Origin of the sequence: Vibrio lamellibrachiae (assembly GCF_050337265.1) — a bacterium.
Classification (GTDB): domain Bacteria; phylum Pseudomonadota; class Gammaproteobacteria; order Enterobacterales; family Vibrionaceae; genus Vibrio; species Vibrio kyushuensis.
This window is the reverse complement of the sequence record NZ_JAKJSU010000004.1, coordinates 178019-199397: the sequence shown is the minus strand read 5'-3', so window position 1 is coordinate 199397 and position 21379 is coordinate 178019. Positions and strand designations below refer to the sequence as shown.

21 protein-coding genes and 1 pseudogene are annotated in these 21379 nt (G+C 40.5%); 13 read left to right on the top strand and 9 right to left on the bottom strand.

What is annotated here, in order from left to right:
- Positions 1-2: 2 nt before the first annotated feature.
- From pyrD to rmf, 7 genes are all read left to right on the top strand, one after another.
- Entirely contained in the window at positions 3-1013 is a 1011-nt protein-coding gene (gene pyrD, locus L4C54_RS01115) for a quinone-dependent dihydroorotate dehydrogenase (protein ID WP_428801977.1), read from the top strand.
- 217 nt (positions 1014-1230) lie between these two features.
- Positions 1231-1773, top strand: coding sequence for a cell division protein ZapC (locus tag L4C54_RS01110; protein WP_428806745.1), 543 nt, complete (start codon positions 1231-1233; stop codon positions 1771-1773).
- 502 nt (positions 1774-2275) lie between these two features.
- Complete coding sequence (gene rlmKL / locus L4C54_RS01105) at positions 2276-4399, top strand: bifunctional 23S rRNA (guanine(2069)-N(7))-methyltransferase RlmK/23S rRNA (guanine(2445)-N(2))-methyltransferase RlmL (RefSeq protein ID WP_428806744.1); 2124 nt, start codon at positions 2276-2278, stop codon at positions 4397-4399.
- Between the two features lie 18 nt (positions 4400-4417).
- Positions 4418-4657: a glutaredoxin family protein gene (locus L4C54_RS01100; protein WP_428806743.1), complete on the top strand. Its 240-nt coding sequence runs from the start codon at positions 4418-4420 to the stop codon at positions 4655-4657.
- Positions 4638-6554, top strand: coding sequence for an ABC transporter ATP-binding protein (locus L4C54_RS01095; RefSeq protein ID WP_428806742.1), 1917 nt, complete (start codon positions 4638-4640; stop codon positions 6552-6554). Before L4C54_RS01100 ends, L4C54_RS01095 begins: the two co-directional genes overlap by 20 nt.
- Before the next feature lie 5 nt (positions 6555-6559).
- Positions 6560-8257 carry a DUF3466 family protein gene (locus L4C54_RS01090; RefSeq protein WP_428807381.1) on the top strand — a complete coding sequence of 566 codons (1698 nt, stop codon included), beginning with the start codon at positions 6560-6562 and terminating at the stop codon, positions 8255-8257.
- Between the two features lie 160 nt (positions 8258-8417).
- Complete coding sequence (gene rmf / locus L4C54_RS01085) at positions 8418-8591, top strand: ribosome modulation factor (protein ID WP_248010103.1); 174 nt, start codon at positions 8418-8420, stop codon at positions 8589-8591.
- Between the two features lie 133 nt (positions 8592-8724).
- Here rmf and fabA read toward each other — a convergent pair whose 3' ends face one another.
- Both fabA and L4C54_RS01075 read right to left on the bottom strand, forming a co-directional pair.
- Positions 8725-9243 carry a bifunctional 3-hydroxydecanoyl-ACP dehydratase/trans-2-decenoyl-ACP isomerase gene (gene fabA / locus L4C54_RS01080; RefSeq protein WP_428806741.1) on the bottom strand — a complete coding sequence of 173 codons (519 nt, stop codon included), beginning with the start codon at positions 9241-9243 and terminating at the stop codon, positions 8725-8727.
- Between the two features lie 66 nt (positions 9244-9309).
- Entirely contained in the window at positions 9310-10962 is a 1653-nt protein-coding gene (locus L4C54_RS01075) for an AAA family ATPase (RefSeq protein WP_428806740.1), read from the bottom strand.
- 159 nt (positions 10963-11121) lie between these two features.
- On the opposite strand from L4C54_RS01075, the gene matP reads away from it, so the two are divergent.
- The 4 genes from matP (at position 11122) to L4C54_RS01055 (ending at position 12871) form a co-directional block, all read left to right on the top strand.
- Positions 11122-11571: a macrodomain Ter protein MatP gene (gene matP / locus L4C54_RS01070; RefSeq protein WP_428801985.1), complete on the top strand. Its 450-nt coding sequence runs from the start codon at positions 11122-11124 to the stop codon at positions 11569-11571.
- A gap of 22 nt (positions 11572-11593) precedes the next feature.
- Positions 11594-11905, top strand: a complete 312-nt coding sequence (locus tag L4C54_RS01065) for a DUF3634 family protein (protein ID WP_428801986.1) — start codon at positions 11594-11596, stop codon at positions 11903-11905.
- Between the two features lie 105 nt (positions 11906-12010).
- The gene (locus L4C54_RS01060; protein ID WP_428806739.1) at positions 12011-12340 is read left to right on the top strand and encodes a hypothetical protein; all 330 of its coding nucleotides are present in this window, start codon (positions 12011-12013) and stop codon (positions 12338-12340) included.
- Between the two features lie 147 nt (positions 12341-12487).
- Complete coding sequence (locus tag L4C54_RS01055) at positions 12488-12871, top strand: hypothetical protein (RefSeq protein WP_428806738.1); 384 nt, start codon at positions 12488-12490, stop codon at positions 12869-12871.
- Positions 12872-12937: 66 nt separating this feature from the next.
- On the opposite strand, the gene L4C54_RS01050 is transcribed toward L4C54_RS01055, so the two are convergent.
- Both L4C54_RS01050 and L4C54_RS01045 read right to left on the bottom strand, forming a co-directional pair.
- Positions 12938-13408 (bottom strand): RES family NAD+ phosphorylase, encoded by a 471-nt coding sequence (locus L4C54_RS01050; protein WP_428806737.1) that lies wholly within the window; start codon positions 13406-13408, stop codon positions 12938-12940.
- A complete protein-coding gene (locus L4C54_RS01045; RefSeq protein WP_428806736.1) occupies positions 13408-13851 on the bottom strand; it encodes an Xre family toxin-antitoxin system antitoxin in 444 nt (147 codons plus the stop codon). Before L4C54_RS01045 ends, L4C54_RS01050 begins: the two co-directional genes overlap by 1 nt.
- Positions 13852-14061: 210 nt before the next feature.
- Here L4C54_RS01045 and L4C54_RS01040 point away from each other — a divergent pair, with 210 nt between their 5' ends.
- Positions 14062-14268, top strand: a complete 207-nt coding sequence (locus L4C54_RS01040) for a hypothetical protein (RefSeq protein WP_428806735.1) — start codon at positions 14062-14064, stop codon at positions 14266-14268.
- Between the two features lie 310 nt (positions 14269-14578).
- Positions 14579-16306, top strand: coding sequence for a KAP family P-loop NTPase fold protein (locus L4C54_RS01035; RefSeq protein ID WP_428806734.1), 1728 nt, complete (start codon positions 14579-14581; stop codon positions 16304-16306).
- An 8-nt stretch (positions 16307-16314) separates the two neighbouring features.
- On the opposite strand, the pseudogene L4C54_RS01030 reads toward L4C54_RS01035, so the two are convergent.
- The 5 genes and pseudogenes from L4C54_RS01030 to L4C54_RS01010 form a co-directional block, all read right to left on the bottom strand.
- Positions 16315-16727 (bottom strand): annotated as a pseudogene (locus L4C54_RS01030) (DUF3653 domain-containing protein).
- A gap of 393 nt (positions 16728-17120) precedes the next feature.
- Positions 17121-17918 (bottom strand): substrate-binding periplasmic protein, encoded by a 798-nt coding sequence (locus L4C54_RS01025; protein ID WP_428806733.1) that lies wholly within the window; start codon positions 17916-17918, stop codon positions 17121-17123.
- 71 nt (positions 17919-17989) lie between these two features.
- A complete protein-coding gene (locus tag L4C54_RS01020) occupies positions 17990-19705 on the bottom strand; it encodes a response regulator (protein ID WP_428806732.1) in 1716 nt (571 codons plus the stop codon).
- A gap of 4 nt (positions 19706-19709) precedes the next feature.
- Complete coding sequence (locus tag L4C54_RS01015) at positions 19710-20897, bottom strand: FIST signal transduction protein (RefSeq protein WP_428806731.1); 1188 nt, start codon at positions 20895-20897, stop codon at positions 19710-19712.
- A gap of 81 nt (positions 20898-20978) precedes the next feature.
- Positions 20979-21347, bottom strand: a complete 369-nt coding sequence (locus tag L4C54_RS01010) for a hypothetical protein (protein ID WP_428801994.1) — start codon at positions 21345-21347, stop codon at positions 20979-20981.
- Positions 21348-21379: the final 32 nt, after the last annotated feature.

The following is a 21379-nucleotide window of genomic DNA, read 5'->3' as shown; positions in this document are numbered from 1 at the left end:
CAATGCTTTACCGTCTAGCCAGAACTGGCTTTTTCCAACTTGATGCCGAAAAGGCACATGATCTTGCAATTCAAAATTTCAAACGTTTAACGGGAACGCCATTAGATCTTTTCTATCGCCAACATTTACCAGCGCGTACTGTTGAGTGTATGGGACTGACATTTAGAAACCCAGTAGGTTTAGCTGCGGGTCTCGATAAAAATGGTGAGTGTATCGAAGCTTTCGATGCGATGGGTTTTGGATTTGTTGAGGTTGGTACTGTTACTCCTCGTCCACAATCTGGTAATGATAAGCCAAGACTATTTCGCTTAGTTGAAGCTGAAGGCATTATCAATCGTATGGGCTTCAATAATCTAGGGGTTGATAACCTAGTTGAAAATGTTAAGAAAGCAAAATACAGCTGTGTATTAGGCATTAACATTGGTAAGAATAAAGATACGCCAATTGAAAAGGGTGCTGAAGATTACCTTATCTGTATGGAAAAGGTTTATCAGTATGCTGATTACATTGCGGTGAATATCTCTTCTCCAAATACTCCGGGACTACGTAGTCTTCAATATGGTGAAGCATTAGATGATCTGTTGGTTGAGTTAAAAGCTAAGCAAACAGAATTAGCAGCTAAATATGATAAATATGTTCCGCTTACATTAAAGATCGCACCGGATCTTAGTGATGATGAGATCAGTCAGATTTCTCAATCATTGATCAAAAATAAGATCGATGGTGTGATCGCGACGAACACAACATTAGATCGTTCAATTGTTGAAGGTATGAAGCATGCAAACGAAGCTGGTGGCCTAAGTGGCCGTCCTGTTCAAGCGCGCAGTACTGAAGTTGTTCGACGTCTTCATGAAGAGCTAGGGGACACATTACCGATTATTGGTGTTGGTGGTGTTGATTCTTATGTATCTGCAAAAGAAAAGTTGATGGCCGGTGCTCAGCTTGTCCAAGTTTATTCTGGTTTTATCTACCATGGACCGAAGCTAGTCCAAAATATCGTTAAGAATCTTTAATTTACAACGATCGAATAGAACCTATAGAGATCAATAATAAATGATGACGTTGTAACGTTTGTTTATATGCTCTTGTAGGCACTTTCTAAGAGGAAATGAGAATTCATTTCCTCTTTTTTTTTAGCGATTCACTCGTAGAATTATGCTAATCGATAGCGAAAGGTAAGCAAGCATTTTACCTAATGGCTTGATAATTCGTAAATTAGAGAGTGATACGATGCTTAAACCCAGCGACAAATGGACTTGGTACTACGATGACAAGGAGAGCAACCTAATGCTGGACCTTGGTGATGACATTGTATTTAAAACCAATCTTCCTCGAAAGCTACTGGTTGAGTGCGCTGTTGGTATTAATGAATTCTCTGTTGATGATGCGTCTGCATTTCAAACATTCAAAGAACAAATCTCCTTACTTCCTTTAAATGAGCCTCGACAAGCTGAATTGGCGCTCTATTGTGTCGCTGCAAAACGCTTTCATAAGCCTGTACAACCTAAGAGTTGGTTTTTTGATAACCAATATGGTGAATTTACACCCACTGAAGGTGATATTGTTAGGTTAACGAATCAGCATAGTGATGGTTGTTTCATTATTCTAGAAGTAGGCGAGTCTGCTAGTTTGATTGCCTCTATAGAGACTGAAGCATTTGAGCTATCGTCTACTAAAGCACTTGTTTTTGGTCAGGCGATTAAAGTGATGCATGATCGAATGCAGTTAGCTAATAGCATGTTCCAGAGCCAGCCGATTGCATTAGTCGGCTAGCCGTAACACTCGTTCCTTTACGTTATTTAATCGGCCATTGGCCGATTTTTTTTGCCCGAAATTCCTGCCTGGCGATGTTTATTCTTCATTTTTCGTTCGTTAATCATTCCAATTAGCGTGAACTATCTCGTTTATCTAAAAATAATTTCAATTCTGAATTGAGATAAAGGGGCTACTCGTTCCCCTAAAACCCTCAATAGTTCCCATTTTAGCTAAAAATGTAACTAACTTTCACTCGGAATCGCAAGTTGGTATAGTCCAACTTTAGTGCGAATAAGTATTCACTATCTATACAGGCCTTGTAAATAGGTTGCTTTTGGCCACGACTAAGCAAACAGCTTGAAAATAAGAAACAAAATGACAACTGATGGATAAATGCTCAGTTATTTGGGTGACGAGTGAGAAATTTAGGCGATCGAATAACTTTATAATTGGATAGGTAGGTATATAAATTGATAGTCAGGTATAATGCGGGGTCATTTTTTAATACTTAAAGAGCACTATGCATCAATATCTAGCAGTTACCTCAAACGGCCTTGAAAACTTATTGGTTGAAGAACTGATCAAGTTAGGCATTCAAAATCCAAAACCTGTTCAAGCAGGGGTGAAGTTTAAGGCATCAACTGAGCAAATTTATCGTTGCTGTTTATGGAGCCGTTTAGCTTCTAGGTTTGTACGTGTTCTTTCTGAATTTACCTGTAACGATGATATGGACCTCTATTTATCAGCAACAGCTGTTAACTGGGTGAACCATTTCCACAGCTCAAAGAAGTTTGTTGTTGATTTTAACGGTACAAACAACGAAATTCGTAACAGCCAATACGGCGCAATGAAAGTGAAAGACGCCATTGTTGATTGCTTTACAAAGAAGAACTTACCAAGACCGTCGATCAGTAAAGATCAAGCAGATCTTCGTATTCACGTTAGACTTCACCGTGATAAAGCGATATTAGGTATCGATATGGTAGGCGGGGGGTTACACCAACGTGGTTACCGTCCTGAAGCGGGACGTGCTCCTTTACGTGAGACACTTGCTGCCGCAATTATCCTAAGAAGTGGTTGGGATGCATCAGTACCTTTCCTAGATCCTATGTGTGGCTCTGGTACGTTAGTTATTGAAGCTGCAATGATGGCCGCTAATGTCGCACCGGGTATTAAACGTCAAAAGTGGGGATTTGAAGCACTTGAAGACTTCGAATCTGAACTTTGGACAGAAGTAAAAGCAGAGGCTGCAGTGCAAGGTCGTCGTGGTGTCAATAAAGTTGACTGTAAGTTTTACGGTTATGATAACGATGAGCGAGTGTTGAAAACAGCACGTGATAATGCACGCAGAGCAGGTGTTGAGAGCCTAATTGAATTTGAAGTTAGCGATGCTGCTCAACTTAAGCGTCCAAAGGAATTCGAATCTGGCGTGATCGTCTCTAACCCACCTTATGGTGAGCGTCTGGGTACCCATCCTGGTTTGATCGCACTGTATACAGCGTTTGGGGCTCAACTGAAGTCCGAGTTCGGTGGTAATACGGCTTCTATATTCTCTAGCTCTGACGAACTACTAAGCTGCTTACGTATGCGTGCAGATAAGCAGTTCAAATTGAACAACGGTGCGTTACCGTGTCACCAAAAGAACTACTCTATTTCAAGCCGACGTTCAGACTCTGTTGATGCAACCAAAGCCGATTCGGTAGTAGCCCCAGATTTCTCGAACCGTTTGAAGAAAAACATCGGAAAGATTGGTAAATGGGCTCGTAAAGAGAAGCTCGAATGTTACCGAATTTATGATGCTGACCTACCTGAATACAATGTAGCAATAGACATCTACTTAGATCATTTAGTGATTCAAGAATACGCCGCACCAAAAGATGTTCCAGAAGAAACGGCAAAGCGTCGTTTAACTGATGTGATCAGAGCTGCAATAGATGTAACAGGGACAGAAGCCAATAAAGTTGTTCTTAAAGTGCGTGAAAAGCAAAAAGGTCGCTCTCAGTACCAAAAGCTTGGTCAGCAATCAGAAAGACTTGAAGTACACGAGTACGGCGTGAAGCTAATCGTGAACCTTCATGATTACCTTGATACAGGTTTGTTCCTTGATCATAAAATCACTCGTCGAAAATTGGGCGAACTGGCCAACGGCAAAGATTTCTTAAATCTATTTGCTTATACAGGTTCTGCAACGGTACATGCAGCTTGTGGTGGCGCAAAGTCTACGACGACGGTCGATATGTCAAATACCTATCTAGAGTGGGCTAAAGACAATATGACGCTGAATGGTAAAGTAGGGCGTGAACATACTTTCGAACAAGCTGATTGTCTTAAATGGTTAAGCATGACAGATAGCCAATATGATCTTATCTTCATTGACCCACCTACGTTCTCTAACTCTAAGCGTATGGCGCAGTCTTTTGATATCCAACGTGATCATATTCAGTTAATGACAGACCTAAAGCGTTTATTGCGCGAAGAAGGAACGATTGTATTCTCAAATAACAAGCGTCACTTCAAAATGGATCTAGAAGCACTAAAAGAGCTGGGGTTAGAGGCTAAGAATATTTCTTCCTCGACACTTCCATTAGACTTTTCTAGAAATAAACATATTCATAACTGCTGGTTAGTAACACACGCTAGCTAGTACTAATAGGGTGATGATTTGATCACATTATACAGTACTGAAGGATGCCATCTCTGTGAGATGGCTTTTGAACTTCTAAAAGCAAGCCAAGTCTCCAAAGAGATTCAGATTGTTGATATTGCTTTTGATGAAACTCTATTTTCCCGTTACGGGGTCACTATTCCGGTTGTGAAATTTGAACAGTCGGAACTCAATTGGCCTTTTGACTCACAAGAATTACAAAGTTGGTTAGATAAAAATGGCATTACTCACCATTAATAACGGATCGCTAGCATTTGGCGATCACCCTTTACTCGATCACTCTGATTTCGCACTTCAAGAGAATGAGAGAGTTTGTCTTGTCGGCCGCAACGGTGCCGGTAAGTCAACGCTAATGAAAGTTCTATCTCGTAATATCCTGATGGATGACGGCAAGTTAACAATCACTCAAGACGTGGTTGTTTCTCGTTTAGAGCAAGATCCACCAAGAAATGAACAGGGCACTGTATTTGATTATGTCTCTGGTGGACTAGCAGAGGTAGGAGAACAGCTTAAGATCTACCACGATCTTCTTGATCTTATCGCTATTGATCCAAGTGAATCGAATATAAACAAGTTATCGCGTGTACAGGATAAGCTTGACCACAGTAATGCGTGGCGATTTGAAGAGCGTATCACCAACGTACTCGCTTCTCTAAAGCTTGACGCTTCAACTAAGTTAACCGACCTTTCTGGTGGCTGGCAACGTAAAGCGGCGCTTGCTAGAGCGCTTGTGAGCGACCCTCAAGTACTGTTGCTCGATGAACCAACAAACCACCTTGATGTTGCGACGATTGAATGGTTAGAAAACTATCTGAAAGATTTCCGTGGCTCAATTATCTTTATCTCGCATGACCGTGCGTTCATTAAATCAATGGCAACACGCATTGTTGATCTTGATCGAGGCAAGTTGAACTCTTTCCCTGGTGATTACGAAAATTACCTAATTGAAAAAGAGAACCTTCTACGCGTTGAAGAGATGCAAAACGCCGAGTTCGATAAGAAACTTGCTCAAGAAGAAGTTTGGATTAGACAGGGTATTAAAGCTCGTCGTACTCGTAACGAAGGGCGTGTACGTGCGCTTAAAAAGCTGCGTGAGGAACGTAGTAATCGTCGTGAAGTTCAAGGTAAGGTTAACCTTAATATTGATAGCGCAGCGCGTTCTGGCAAGATTGTATTTGAAGCAGAAAACCTTAATTACGAAATTGAAGGCAAGAAGATAGTTTCTAACTTTAGCTTCAATATCATGCGTGGTGATCGCATAGCTCTGATTGGGCCGAATGGTTGTGGTAAGAGTACGTTACTTAAGCTGCTATTAGACAAGTTACAACCTGATTCTGGTCGCCTACACTGTGGTACCAAATTGGAAGTGGCGTATTTTGACCAATATCGTGAGATTTTGGATCCAGAGAAGTCTGTGATTGATAACTTGGCCGACGGTAAACAAGAGGTCATGGTTGGTGGTCGCGAGCGTCACGCATTAAGTTATTTGCAAGATTTCCTGTTTGCACCTAAACGAGCGCGTACTCCAGTTAAAGCATTGTCTGGCGGAGAGAAAAATCGTCTTCTTCTTGCTCGTATTTTCTTAAAACAGAATAATTTGCTTATTCTCGATGAACCAACCAACGATTTAGATATCGAAACTTTGGAACTTTTAGAAGATTTGCTTGCCAACTATCAGGGTACGCTACTTCTTGTAAGCCACGATCGTCAGTTTGTAGACAATACAGTGATGACAAGTTGGATCTTCGAAGGTAATGGAGTAATCGAAGAGTTTGTTGGTGGTTATCATGATGCTCAGCAACAAAGAGCACAGGTTAACAAGGCTCGTTTGGCGCAAAAACCAACAGAACCTAAGAAAGTAGTTGAGGAAACTCCCAAAACGGCAGTTTTAAAGGCTAAACCTAAGAAGTTATCTTATAAGCTGCAACGAGAGTTAGAATCTTTGCCACTTCGTTTAGAAGAATTAGAGCAGGAAATTGAAAATCTACAGACACTGGTTAATGACCCAGAGTTTTTTGCAAAGTCTGTAGACGTAACTCAAACCACATTGGATAAGCTATCTGCAACAGAGCAGGAGCTGGAATCTGCTTTCGAGCGATGGGAAGAGCTCGAAGCTATGCAACAGGAAAGTTAATTTTGATTAGTAGTAAAACATTTAAGTTATCGACCATTGCGGCAACTGTTTTAGCCGCCACCTCTGCTAATGCAGCTCTTTATACTATCGTAGAGGTTCCTCATGAAGGTATTAGCTCTCGTGATAATGAAGAAGTTCATGGGGTTGCTATTCAACCTGGCGTTGCTTTAGATAATTCGAATCCTACACCATTAGAATTACCGCTAGGTTGCTTTGATACAGATGCGGTAAATTGTGTTTCTAATAGCTTTAAATTAGCTGGAGAAAGTCGAATTTCTGTCGATGGCGTCAGCTACAGAGAAGAGTCGCCATTTGGTATGGACCGAGGCTTTAGCCGTATCCAGGATTATGATGACTTTAAGTACTATTGTTACCGAGAGCTTCTTTATTCAACATGTGAAACTTGGGCTGATGAACATTGGAAGCCTTGGAACGATGAAAAAAATGGTAGTACAACTTCAAATTCATTAGCTTTTGTCGAGAGTGGCGCATACACCAACAAGTTCAATAATGTTATTAATAGCCTAACTGAGTCAGGTCTTCCTGTTGGGAATAGAAGTATTGTTGGAGGTACACGTAACGAAATAGTGTCTCCAATTGAACAGGCAGGCAGTGCAGATAACGGTGATTGGAAACAAGGTCGAGCTTGGGCGGTAGATTCTACGGATACTTTTTCAGTTGGTAGTATCGCAACAAGTGCGAACAATAATGAAGGGGAACATCATTCATCTAAAGCTGCAATTTGGCGCAACGGTGAAGCTCCACTTCAACTAAGTTGGCAATCAGGGGTACCAGAAAAAGATGGTGAATTGCTAGCTCAGGGAAGCCTTCGTGATGTTGTAGTTAAAGACAACAATATTTATGCGGTTGGGTACAATACGTTTAAAGATGACAACTATTATAACGCTTCTATTTTCATCATTGATGAGGCATATGACCCATCAACATCTGATTGGACTACCTTGCATGAGATCTCAGGAGCTCAACAGCGCATCGATGGTGATACCATTCACAGCAATTCCGTAGCAACAGGTATTAATGAAAACCTATTAGTCATAGGTACTGCAAAACGCAGTGGCTATTACCCACAAAATGGTGCCGCTGGAAATCGTTTGTTCGTGAGTGATGCGGGCAGCACATCCCCAAGCGCTACTTTTCTTTCCGGTGGAATATTCTTTGATGGTGCTGGTGGTAAAGCGGGTGCAGTTAATAACTACAATGAAATTGTAGGGCAAATTGATGCAGAAGATACTCGTGAGAACAATGGTAAACCACGCCGTTTACGCGGCTTTATCTATCCATATGATTTTGATAATACGAATGACACTCGCAGGGCTATCTTTCAGAATAAAGCACAGTACTTAGATAACTTAACAAACACTACTAGTGCAAACTCTAATCCAGGTGATCATAGCAATCAATTTCGCATCATTAATGCAACAGACATTAACGATGCTGGTGTAATTTCTGCAACTGCAATCAAGTGTGATGGCGGTTACGACAATACTACACACAACTCATACTGTGGTGGTGGTTCTAAAACTGAAGAAACAGTTGCAGTTAAGTTAATCCCTATTCAAGGGGCAACAAGTAGTGACATTGTCACTCGAGGTATCGAAGAGCCGGCTGTTGAAAGACAAGGTGGAAGCATAGGTTGGGCCATGTTTGCACTATTTGGCCTGCTAGGGTTCCGCCGAAAGTAGGTTAAATTGTAATCTAGAGCACAGCATCACATTTTTGGTGCTGTGCTTTTTTTTTACTTGAGAAAACTCAGTTTTTGATCGAATCTTAAAGTTGGAGCGAAAAACCTCCAGATAGATTTAGTAGTACGTAGAAACCATGTTCATGTATGAGGACGACACTATGAAGAGACAAAAGCGTGACCGCCTAGAAAGAGCTCAATCTCAAGGCTACAAAGCAGGACTAAACGGAAGATCTTCCGAAAACTGCCCGTATCAACAAATGGATGCGAAGTCTTACTGGTTAGGTGGGTGGCGCGATGCCAGAGACGATAAACAATCTGGCCTTTATAAATAACTTCTTTCCACATACAAGCTAGAGGAACATTAGCCCCGAAAGGGGCTATATAAATCAACCCTAACGCACTATAACTAAATTCTATGGTGTAAATAAAGCGACTCCGGTGAGTCGCTTATGAATTATCTACAAATTAAAATGTAGACGTATCTTGGAAAAGGCCAACTTTAAGGTCTTTTGCCACGTAAATCTCTTTACCATCTACAAGAACGCGGCCATCAGCAACGCCCATTACTAATCGGCGGTTAACAACACGTTTCATGTGAATTTCGTATGTTACTTTTTTCGCCGTTGGTAATACTTGGCCTGTGAATTTAACTTCGCCTACACCAAGAGCACGGCCTTTACCTTTGCCGCCAACCCAACCAAGGTAGAAACCAACTAACTGCCACATTGCATCAAGACCAAGACAGCCTGGCATTACAGGGTCACCTGGGAAATGGCAATCGAAGAACCAAAGATCGGGAGTAATATCAAGCTCAGCGATCACTAAGCCTTTACCAAAATCGCCTTCAGTTTCAGACATCTTACTTACGCGGTCCATCATTAGCATGTTTGGCGCTGGTAATTGAGGGTAACCAGGGCCAAATAACTCGCCTCGGCTAGAAGCTAGTAGGTCGTCACGGTCGTAAGAATCTTTTTTGTTTTGCATTATATCTATCACTCCAATTTCTGATATGTGCATGTTAGTGAACAGGTGTACGCTAAACAACTCCGATCAGTAAGATGAGAGCCAGTTTTTGAACCGCTCTACAATTCCTGGTGGATGTTCAAGTCTTTCAAAGTTTTCAATACGTTCAGCGATTTTACTAACGACACTGTTGTCGTCATCACCTCTAAAAGGTTGTTTCATTAAAATAGGGACGGCTTCATCCACATTAGATACAGGCCAGATATGAAACTCACCAGATTTGATGCTTTCAATAACGGATTTATCTAACGCTAAGTGTTTTAAGTTTGAGCGGGGTAATATCACCCCTTGATTACCAGTGAAACCTTGGTGTTTACAGACGTGATAAAAACCTTCAATCTTTTCGTTGAGTCCGCCAACAGCTTGAACACGGCCAAATTGATCAACGGCACCAGTTACTGAAATTTCTTGGCTGATAGGATATTCAGACAATGCACTAACAAAACAACACAGTTCAGCCAGTGACGCGCTATCGCCATCCACTTCACAGTAAGACTGCTCAAAAACAAGTGATGCTGAGTACGGCAGTGGTTCATCAAGCTGCAATGCACTGCTTACAAATGCTTGCATGATCATCATGCCTTTAGCATGAAGGTTTCCAGCTAGATCTACTTTGCGTTCTACATCAGAAACATCACCGTCGCCAAAGTGGATAACACATGAGATTCGAGCAGGCTCACCATACGATAATGGGTGCCCAGCAACATCAATAACGGTTAGTGCATTCACCTGGCCAACTTGCTCACCAGTGGTTTCGATGATGACTTGGCCATCTAAGATATCAGACAACGCTCTTTCAGGAAGATAAGACTCACGATGCTTTTTATTTTCAATAGCTTTATCAAGGTCTTCAAAAGTGATGGTTTCATTATTTGAAACAAGTGTTGCCTCTTGAAGTAAAGCCAGATGCCACATTAAGCACACTGGCACATAGCTTTGATCTTCACTATATCTTGCGCCTGCAAGCAATAAACGCTCAATCGAGGTTGGGTCAAGTGCAGGGAGCTTGTAGCTAGTACAAACCCAATTAAGGTATCCGAGATACAACTCAATTGTTTCTGTCGAAAGGGGAAGTTCCAATTCTAATTCACTAAATAAGCATAGGCCGGTATGAATATCTGCATCAAGATAATCTATTTCAGCCAGTTGCTCTCTATCGCCGACAATAACGATCTTAAGATTGTAGTGATTTTCAATAGGCTTTAACAATTCGTGTTTGCGGTCAAGATTAAGTGGTGAAACACTTTGCCCTAAGACAACCGATTTTAACTTGAGCCAACTAGCAGGGTTTGCTAGTAAAAAGGTAGCCGTAAGAATCAAATAGCCGTTGTTCGCTTGATCTAACAGCCCTTGAAAGTGTTGTTTCAGCTCGCCATCTTCAGCTTTATATTGACCAAAGACTGTAGTTGAATCTAACGTTTCGCTATAGATCACAGAGGTTGTTGATTCAACGCATGATCGAATTTTCTCAGAGATTAGATTGCGATAGAGCGCATTGTCTGGCGCATTAATCATCATCACTCTTGATACGCCAGATAGACCGATAAACTGATCAATGGCTCCAGACAGGCGGTTTTGAGTCTCCATAAACGCTTTTGGGGCTATTGAATTTATATCTTCAATTGTTTCTTTAAAAGCGTCGTATTGTGGCGTGACCGCGCGCCAGATTTCTTGATTCATTCACTATCGTCATATGACATATTAAGGGTTGAAAATTGTAACGTAAAAGGGCATTGCGGCATAGATAAAATGATCTTTCTCTAGAATTTTGAATAAGCTAATTGTTAAGTACCGCTCATCGAGTTACGCTGTCACCCTAAATAGTGAAAGGGCAGAGTGATGAAGTATCAACAACTTGAAAATCTAGAATGTGGCTGGAAATGGCAATACCTAATTAAAAAGTGGAAAGACGGTGACTCAATCACTCGTCATATTGACAGCAGTGAAGAAGAGACAGCAGTTAAAGCACTAAAAGAGTTAGAGCATGAGCCAACATTCGTTCTAGACTGGATAGAAGAGCATATGGCGTTAGAACTCGATAATAAAATGAAACAAGCAATTCGAGCAAAACGAAAACGTCATTTTAATGCAGAACAGCTTCATACAAAAAAGAAGTCCATTGATCTCGATTACCGAGTTTGGGAAAAGCTTAGTTACAGAGCTAATGAGCTGGGTTGTACCTTATCAGATGCTATTGAATACCTTCTTACAGAAGCTTCACGAAGCGAAAAGGCGAGTCGAACAGTCAACGATCTCAAACAAGATTTAAGTAAGCTACTTTCTAACTAATATTTTATTACGAGGACAAGCTATGTTATACGTCATTCTAATTGCGGCCATTATTATTTTTTGGCTAGTTGCTGTTGATCGTCCGGCATTAAAAGTAACCTTCGTTGCTGGTAAAATATCGAAAGTGAAAGGGCATTTCCCTGCCAAGTTTCGTCATAATGTAGAAGAGATCGCGAGCATCGTACCATTTGATGGAACTTTTAAAGTGTATCAACAGCGCACAGGGACTAAACTCGATTTTTCTGAGGCTGTTCCTAAAAAAGTGCAGCAACGAATTCGTAATGTATTTCCACATCAAGGCTTTAAAAATAAGTCGAGTAACAAAAGAGCTTAATGTTAAACAGCGTAATTACAAACCTATGCCTTATACCTCGACGAAGAGCGTTTGGTAAATTGGAAGATAAGCTCATGATGTTAAAGTGCCTCAATGGAGGTGCTTATGATAGCTCGAGTTTTAATGCTAGTAGTGTTAGCAGTGTCTTGGTCAATACAAGGTCAAGATGATGCTGATTATAATAAAACAGCAAGAAATATTAAGAAGGATTTAGTGAAGCAACTAAGAAGAATGGAGTTCAAGGAAACCGAATTCTGTAATCTTATGTTAGAGATGAAACTCGGTGAAAAGCACACAACCATTCGGCGTGTTCAGAGCACTGGGAGTACGTCACTTTGTCGTGCTAGTAAGAAGATACTTAAAATAAAGAAAAAATATAGCTATACAGAATCGCAAAAATATTTGCATATCCACGTTGCATCGAAAAACTTTTGAATACTCCCTTTATCAACTGTTTGTAAGCGATTAGTCTCTAACACTTATTCAATAATGAATTTGATTTGATATGCCTCGAAGTTTATAAGAGTTAGGTTTCGACAATTCCCCTGTTTATATAAAAATGACGTTATATACGGGGGAGGTATGAAAAGAAAGATTCAATTCAACAAAAGAAATCAGTCGATTAACAACGTTTGCATGACTATTGGTGGTGCATTCTTGGGCTTGTTTATCGTAAAATTAATATTGCCTAGTGAGCTTAACCACATGTCTTATATCTATCCATTTTTAGCAGGTTTAGGGCAGTTTTGGGGTGGGAAAAAGGTCGCTGATAAAAGACTATCCATAGAAAATGGTGAATTTTACCTTCATGGTTTGATTGCAGCTTTAAGGTATAGACGCCCACCCGTTTGGCGTGCGCACGTGAGAGTGACTTCATTAACCAAAACTGGATACTATCGGATTCGAGTGTACGAAAACGAGGTATCAGAAAATGACTGGAAGTTACTTTTGAGTAAGAGTACTTAGTGTAGCATTTAGTGAAAACGCGCTGGAGACGCTGTTCGTTGAACAACATATCTAAGCCGATATTATTTACTTAAAAATGCGTGGGTCAAACTCAAAGTCTAACTTCTCATGTTTATTAAAAATGTCGGTCAGTCTAGGGTGGTTCGGGTTCACTACGTAGTTGTGATCTCTAGGGGAAATAGTGGAGGGCACTTGTAACGCGGCAAATTGTGGTTCTACCTCGCTCAAGAACTGATCACCGATTTCTTGTGTCGGCTCACCGGCCGGAATGTCTCGCCAAGTAGTCGGCAAATCTTCGTTATCCAGCTTGACGATTAATTCATCTGGGATGTGAATACGGTAGAGATCGTACTGCGTGATGATGTTTGGATCGTTGTTTACGTGCACAAATACTTCCAATGCACATAAGGACTCGGACTCCGAAAAGTACAGGGCTTCCGTTCCTTTTGAGTTCCATCGGCCGCCATACAGCTTTGCGCCAATAGGGCTGAAGGGAGTGTCCGAAAACTTTTTCTGCGTAAGTCGGTACAGCTCCATTACGAAAATACCCCATGCTCAACGCGACCAATTAAGTCTTTAACAATCTCAAAGTCCACAGTGGTTGACACCATGTCCAACGGACGTTTTCCGCCTAGGCCGTACACGCTTTCTCTCATCCACTCGAGGGCACGTTGTTCGTCATTGAACAGCTCGGTAGCCAACTTAATGAGCATTGCCAATCGATAGATCGCGTCGCTTTCTTGGGTATTGAAGCGCTCATCATTTTTTAATCGGCGTTTAATGGTGCTGACCGGAATGTGCGTGACATGATGAAACTCACTTTGCGACAGCTTGGTACGCTCGATAATATTTCGGTAGACTTTGGGTTCAAATCCTTGGTGTACAGCGGCCGTATTAGCATCCTCGATCCCTAGGCCAGACCAAAAACTGATCTTATTTCCTCGTTGTGGACGAAACCGTTTTAGTTCGTTCATCGCCATGATTACTTCCTTAAGTTGGACCATATGACCTCATTATATTGGCTCATATGAGCTTATTTTGCAACAAAACAGCTAAAAGGTTACGTGTTTGAGCTTCATCTTCAGGTACTCAGTCAATTGGGCGGTGTGTTTGGCGCGGTGGTTCCTGTTTTGCTTGGATTATGGGAAGCCATTCCGGACAAGTTCAAACCAAGCAAATAGGGCTATTGTATGGATAGCGTGGTGTTTGGGGCGTTAAGCTCGTGGGGTTTATCACCGCAGTTCGTCGCATTGGCGACGATCATGGTGGTCAACATTCGTAATCAAAAATTGATTATCACCGAGTTATCCAAAGGGCTTCGAGGTGTATCAGACCGTGTACTTGTTCTAGAAACTAAGGACGCCCAAAGTAACAAGAGCCGAACGTTTACGAAGTAGTTCAAATCTAGACCGATAACACGTGGTATAAAGTAGGGTGCTTGTTAAGTTGGCTTTGCTTCATGTGTAATTGTCATATCCAGAAGCTGCCACTTTACCCTTAGCTATTATGACGAACAATAGTGGCATTTACGCCGAACTCCTTGATGCGGTTCGGTTTTTTTGTTTTATCGAATGGCTATAAATGCCATAAGTGGCATAATGGAAGAAATTGAAATTCTTAATTGCATGACATTAGAAAGTGTCATGGGACAGTTGACTTAAGTGAACGGAGAGCGATTTATGTGTTCTAAGGTTTTAAAGGTATTGTATGCCAGATAGAAACGCAATGGAGTGGAATGAAAGCGTCCTTATTGGAGACACTACTTTCCCTTCAGATGAGCTAGATAGAGCCAAGTATGCTGAATTTTTAACTAAGTTCTTGTCGTCACAAGGTTTTGACGAGGCAAGACCTTTAGAGGAAAGGAAAAGAAATTATGTCTTAAACCTTAATTCTACTTGGGGTTCTGGTAAAACCTATTTTTTGAAACGGTGGGCTAACGATATAAAAGAGCACTACCCAGTAGTGTATATAGATGCTTGGGAAAAAGATTATTCAGAAGACCCATTGATGACTGTCGTTTCAGCAATCATTAAAGATTTAAGCGATCAAGCAGGAAAGAGTCAGGATAAATTTAAGGCTCCGACTAAACTAATAGGACTATTAAAGGCCGCCGCCCCAGGTTTAGCTAGTGGCTTATCTAAGAAGTTTTTGGGTATTGACCCTGTTGCGATAATGGAAGCCCAAGAGAACAGTGAAGAAGGTGCTGATATTGAGTCAATAAGCGTTGAAGGTGATAATAACGAAAAAATTGACATAAGCTCAGCCGCTTCTAAAGTGGTAAGTCATCTAATAAATGAGCACGAAGCCAAAGGTGAGGCAATAAATAACCTTAAACGGAATGTCAGTGATTGGGTTTCCGCAGCTAAGGCTCATAAAGGTACATCATTTCCTGCGTTTGTTTTTGTTGACGAACTTGACCGATGTAGACCTAGCTATGCAGTGGAAATGCTAGAAACAATAAAGCACATATTTGACATACCTGGTGTTGTATTTGTTGTTGCTACGGACACCGAGCAGTTACAGCATGCAGTTAAGGCTGTTTATGGCGAGGGTTTTGATGCGAGAGTCTATTTAGGGCGTTTTTTCAATAGTCGATTTAGCCTAAAGGCTCCAGAGTTAAAGTCTTTGCTTGATGTTCATTGCGACGCTTATAAGCTTTCGAGTAGTTATTTACACGATAGAAAAATTGAGATATTACCCAATACTGACAATGGCAATGACACGTTAAGAAATGTTTCCATGGTACTGGACGCATTTCAAGTATCAGCGCGCACTGCAATACAAATAGCAGAAAGAATCATTGCGACTATCTCTAACATGCCTAAAAATTCATGTATTGACGTATTAATGTTAACAACTCTTCACTGCCTAAAAGAATTAGACAATGAGCTATTTGAAGAGATCGTATCGGGTAACTTTCAAAGAGTGAATAGGGATGGTGAAAAGACGAATATCATTTACCTTGCTGAATATTTGGAAACATATCTTCCTAAAACTAATGGCGTTGTTTCAATGAATTTAGACCCATTAAAAATCACGAATAGATTGGATGGTGGTACATTTAACTCTACACAAAACCCGTACCGTACGGGAGTGTTTCAATTTGATTATATAGACTATCTGAAGGGAGTTTTTGTTGAACACTTTGATTCTAGCAATAAGAGAGCTTCTGCATACCTGCTGCTTGGTGGTGGGACACAAACTCGGAATAAATTATCGCCATTACAGACGATTGCAGAGAAATTATTGAATCATTATAGTGAAAACTCCCGAGATATAACTAACTTGAACCATGGCATGGCAGGGGTTCTTTGGCTCCAATACCTCTATATTGCACACCCTTATGGTTCGATCGACAAAAATGAATACAAAGACTTTGTAGAACTCGCATCCGCTTTTGATTGGATGGGCAAAGAAGAACTACCAGAACCATAAAGCCAAAGTTATTTATTCCTCGAAAGTACCCAAGGAGCCGCTTGCATGCGGCGTCCGCCACGAAAAGGCATTAAATTATCTTTAACGTGGGTGATTCAATTCGCCCATGTAACTCTACAAGTTGACGATGTTCATCACGCCAATACACAAAGCTTTCCAATTCCTTAGGGCTAAATTCACGCCCAGACGGTGTTATAAACACGCCGCGTTGCTCACAGACACGAAACCCAGACCAACGAATATCATTAGGCAAATAGCCGAGAGACTTAATCAACAGCAATTTTTCAGCCATTGGGTTAATTGGAACGGTGCCATCAAGCCAACGCGAGACAGTATTTTTGTTTACGTGAAAGTATTCAGCGCCTTGGGGCAATGAATCAAACTGGCACCAGTAGAGTGTTACGAACGAATGATGAAACATAAGATGACTCACAAAACAGAGCGTTACAAAATGTAGCGTTCGGTAAGCGGTAAGTTTTTAAATGTCTACGACAGCAAGTGATAGCCATGGTAAAACGTCCTTAGTAATTAGAAACCACACGCAGAAGCGATTTAAGAGTTAGTTATCAGTGACTTATTAGTCTCAAACATACAGTTTCATCTATTGTTAAATCCCCACACCTCAGTGCGCATTATGTATATTATGTTAAATTGAGTTTGTGGGGTTCTATTAATAAGGGTCCTAATTCCTCGACTACTACCAGTACGAGACATCAATTGAACATAATCGTATTTACCATAAAATACCTAATAATCATCTATTTATCTGAAGATAATATCTGATTATTAGGTTTATGCTTTTGCTTGTTTTCTATTACCTAGACACTTCTAACAAAACTTCTGCTTCAATTTGCGATGAAATCTTCTGGAACTCGCCTGAGTCTTTAAGGTTCTTTACTAACGTATCTAGTTCACTATTAATTCTTGGGTGCACCTTTGAGTTGTTAGACAGGAGAAATACAAATGGAATTGATCCATAGCTACCTTTAAGTGGCACAATTTCTTTGGTTAGCTCTAGTTGCAGAACCCCAACTTTACCAACTAAGTTTGAGTGCAGAAACGCATCAGCTCTATCAAACTGTAGCATCTTCAAACATTGCTGGATGGTAGAAACTTGGATGTAAGGTACGCCTTGCTCAAATAAGATTTTTTCTGAGGTGCTATCGCCGTTTACGATGATAAGCCTTAGTTTTTTAATGTCTAATGGTGAATCGCTGTTCGTCATTTCTTCGTATTTTGAAGAGTTTACGGACACAAAGATGCGCCAATCCAAATAAAACAGAGCTTCTTTTGAAGGCTGGTAACTCTTAGTCCGTTCTGGAGTGATTGCAGTGAATATAGCATCAGCTCTTCCTTCCAAAGCAGTTTGCTGCGCCCTAGCCCATGGTTGAACTACTGAATCGACTTGATAATTAAGCCTTGCACCTAACAACTCATTCATCATCCTTACTAAGATACCTTCAGGTACATCATTATTGAGGTATGAGTAAGGAGCCCAATTATCGCTATAGCTAACCGTAATCTGTTTATTTGAAGCTAACGCCGATGATGGAAAAATCATGACTTGAACGATAAATAAGGTTAAGAGTAAAAAGTGTCGAAAAGAACTCATAATAAACTCAGACAATTAGTTAGCGTAACTTAATCGTAGCTGATGTCTGAGTTTTATGTAGTAATCAACCCTTAGATCACAGAGTCTAGTGCCTGTAAGATGTGTTGGCTTCTAATTGGCTTTGTTACGAACACATTCATTCCTGCTTGCAAACAATCTTGTCTATTTTGCTCCATTGCGTGAGCTGTCAATGCTATAACTGGAATGTCTGAGTTGAACGTTCGTATTAGCTTAGTGGCTGTTAGGCCATCCATTATCGGCATTGATAGATCCATAATAACGGCGTCCAAATTGTGGCTATTGAATTTGAGGTGTTCCACCGCGTCTCTCCCATTTGATAATGTTGTTACCGTGTAACCGGATCGCTCTAATAGTAGCTTTATGACCATTTGGTTTGTTTTAGTATCCTCTACGACCAACACGTTGTGAGACTTTTGAATGTTATATTGTTGAAGTGAAGAAGCTTTGTGTTCTAGGTTGTTCTCCGGTTTTCTATCGACAGGGATCTTTACAGAAAAACAGGAACCTTTGCCTAGTTTGCTTTCGACCGTAATTTTCCCGTTCATCAGTTCGATTAGGTGCTTTGTTATTGTAAGCCCTAAACCAGACCCACCAAACTCCCTTGTAATCGAGCTATCAGCTTGTTTGAATGGCGTAAAAAGAGTATCCAATCTTGAATGTTCTATCCCTATCCCTGTATCAGTAATAGCAATAATTAGCTCTTTATTAATGAGTTTTGCTGAAATATCAACGCAGCCAGCCAAGGTGAACTTGATTGCGTTACCAATTAAATTAAATACGATTTGAGATAGTCGAGTTGGATCTATCCAATAAAGGCTGCTATCGATACTATCAAAATCAATGGTTACTTTTAGCTTCTTTTGCTCTGCTTGGTTATAGTAATGCTCTAACGTTTTTTCTAGTTCCGTTCTTAATTCAACCCATTGATAGTTAATAGAAAACTGCCCTGACTCTATACGGGTCAAGTCTAAGATATCGTTGATCAATACAAGCAATAACTCCGCTGAAGACTCCATTTTGCTGAGTGCATACAACTGCTTACTATCAATGAGGTCATGTTCAAGAACGTCGATAAAACCAAGAATAGTATTCAAAGGTGTTCTTAGTTCATGGCTCATCATCGCTAAAAACTGGCTCTTTGCTTTACTTGCTTCCTCTGCTTTTTCTCGAGCTAACTTAAGCTCTTCAGTTCTAATTGCTACTAACTCTTTTAAGCTCTCTTTTTGTTCTATATCGATCAGTGCGCGCTCAAGAAGAGGTCTAAAACGTGACAACGTATCGCGCGTAGTGATCGGAAATCTTCCTTTGCTACTACCGAGTAGCATGATGACGGATTGAGATATTGCGGTGTTCATGCCTGTAATCAGAGCTGAATTTATTTGGTCTTTTACAAATGGGTTTAAATGGGAGAACTCTTCTAGCTGGGTTGGTTCGAAAAGAATAATGCACTCACCGTCGAGGACACGTAAAAACTTGTCACTTTGAGGCCATTTAAGGTTAACAAAAGCAGAGTTTGACGTTAGGAAAGTTTCAAATACTGAATCGTTTGAGGTTTTACTTAAAACAACAAAGTCTTCAAAATCAATATATAGAGCAAGTGTTCGCTTTAGCTCGTGAAAAATCTGATGTTTATTTTGTGACCCTGTAATGGAAGATATTGAATCTAAGATCGCCCTATTCTCTAACGCTAGATTCGCTTCTCTTTGTTGGCTTCTTTTTAGCTCAAGCAAGATCTCATTTAGTTCTTCTTTTGTTTTAATTTCCATAGAGCTACCAAGTAGAATGAAAGACTGCAGACGATATCATCAAGTTTCCATGGGCATTTTCGCCATCAATAAATCGCCCTTGCTCACCATAAGTAAATGGGCAAATAAAAGGGTTATTTTTCAGCTCTTTGCAGATTTCTTTATTTACTTCATGTATATCTTGCTCTAAGTAAAGCATTGGGCCTGCACACATGATGCAAATCGCGCCAATAATTTGATCATCAGAATGTATGTGTCGTTTAGTCTCTTTTAAAATTCGTGCTGCACGGGTAATGAGTTGTTGGCGGTCACCTGACATTAATGTTACTTCGTCTCCGACTGAAATATTGGTAAATAGCAGTAATCCTTTGTTATCACTAATACTTATTGGGTGAGATAACTTGTAGTAAGGACTTTCATAAACCTCACCTACTTTTCTACCGAGTGGAAACTCTGTGACTAATTCAAATACAAAATGCTTAGGTACATCAACGCCAGCATGGTCACTGATCCATTCAAGATATACGTCTTGTGCGGGTTGATGATCAATTTCAATCAGTTCCCTTTCGCTGCATTTAGTTGCAACGCCTGTAAATTCGGTCGGTGAATATCCAGCGCTTAGCCCAGCTGTAACATTTTGTGAAGGATAAAAAAGCTGCAATGCCATTCCTGAACTTGTCGATTTAGATTCGGTAAAAATGGACCACTTGCCTTTAATATGATTGTCAGCCGCGCTACCACCAATAATAGGAACTTGAGTATGGAAAATTTGATCAATTGCTTCGATTATTTTCTCTTCAACACCTGGGGTCGCATGCAAGATGATGAAACCGGGAACTTCACCTACTCTATTTGATTCTTTGAGTGCACGTTCTAACGCAAGAGACGTTGCATCTTCAATATTACACTGCTCTGTAAGTTCAATAAAGCCGGAGCCGTAGGCATGAGAAGCACTATCATAAATAGCGACAATGCCTACGACAGCACCAAAGTGGACACCTTTTTCTGTCATTATGCCTTGGCAGGTAGAACAGCCGATCAGTGACACATTCGGTAATAATGATGTGAATTCTTTGCGAAGATTTTCTTGGTTGTACTCTTGAGTGTAGTAACACACCACGCACGACAAATTATCTCGAGATAACGCACTTACGAGTTCTTTTACTGCGTCACGTTCATTAATGATATGTGTAACTTGGGTAATAAACTGCATACGTGTTCGTTGTGTTGAAAGAGTATTACGTTAAACAACAATACACACTTGAGTCCTGCTGTTTCAATCTGTTAATTCTTATTATGGATAATTTATGAGGTTTACATGATGTACGTCGTTATTTTCTAAGGTTATCTCCAAAGATATGACATCACTTTCCTTTTCTTCGGGCAATTTCCACTCGGTTGCCTGCTCATGCAAATGAATAGGCTCCAACATGGTTGAGATATCGATGTTGGAACTGTTAACTTCTATTTTTAATAAGTCTTGGGTGAATATTGCCTCAAGAGCAATGTTTTTCACATTAAATGTACAACTAATCTGATTTTCACAGTCGACCAATTGGACCTGTGAATGGTTAATAGTGCGCCATGTAAAAGCGCCAACCAACACAGACAAGGTGATGATTATTTGAACAAAACGTCCTTTAGTAAGGGGCTGTGCTGCCATTGAAATTGTTTCTCCATGCTATTAAGTTCAAA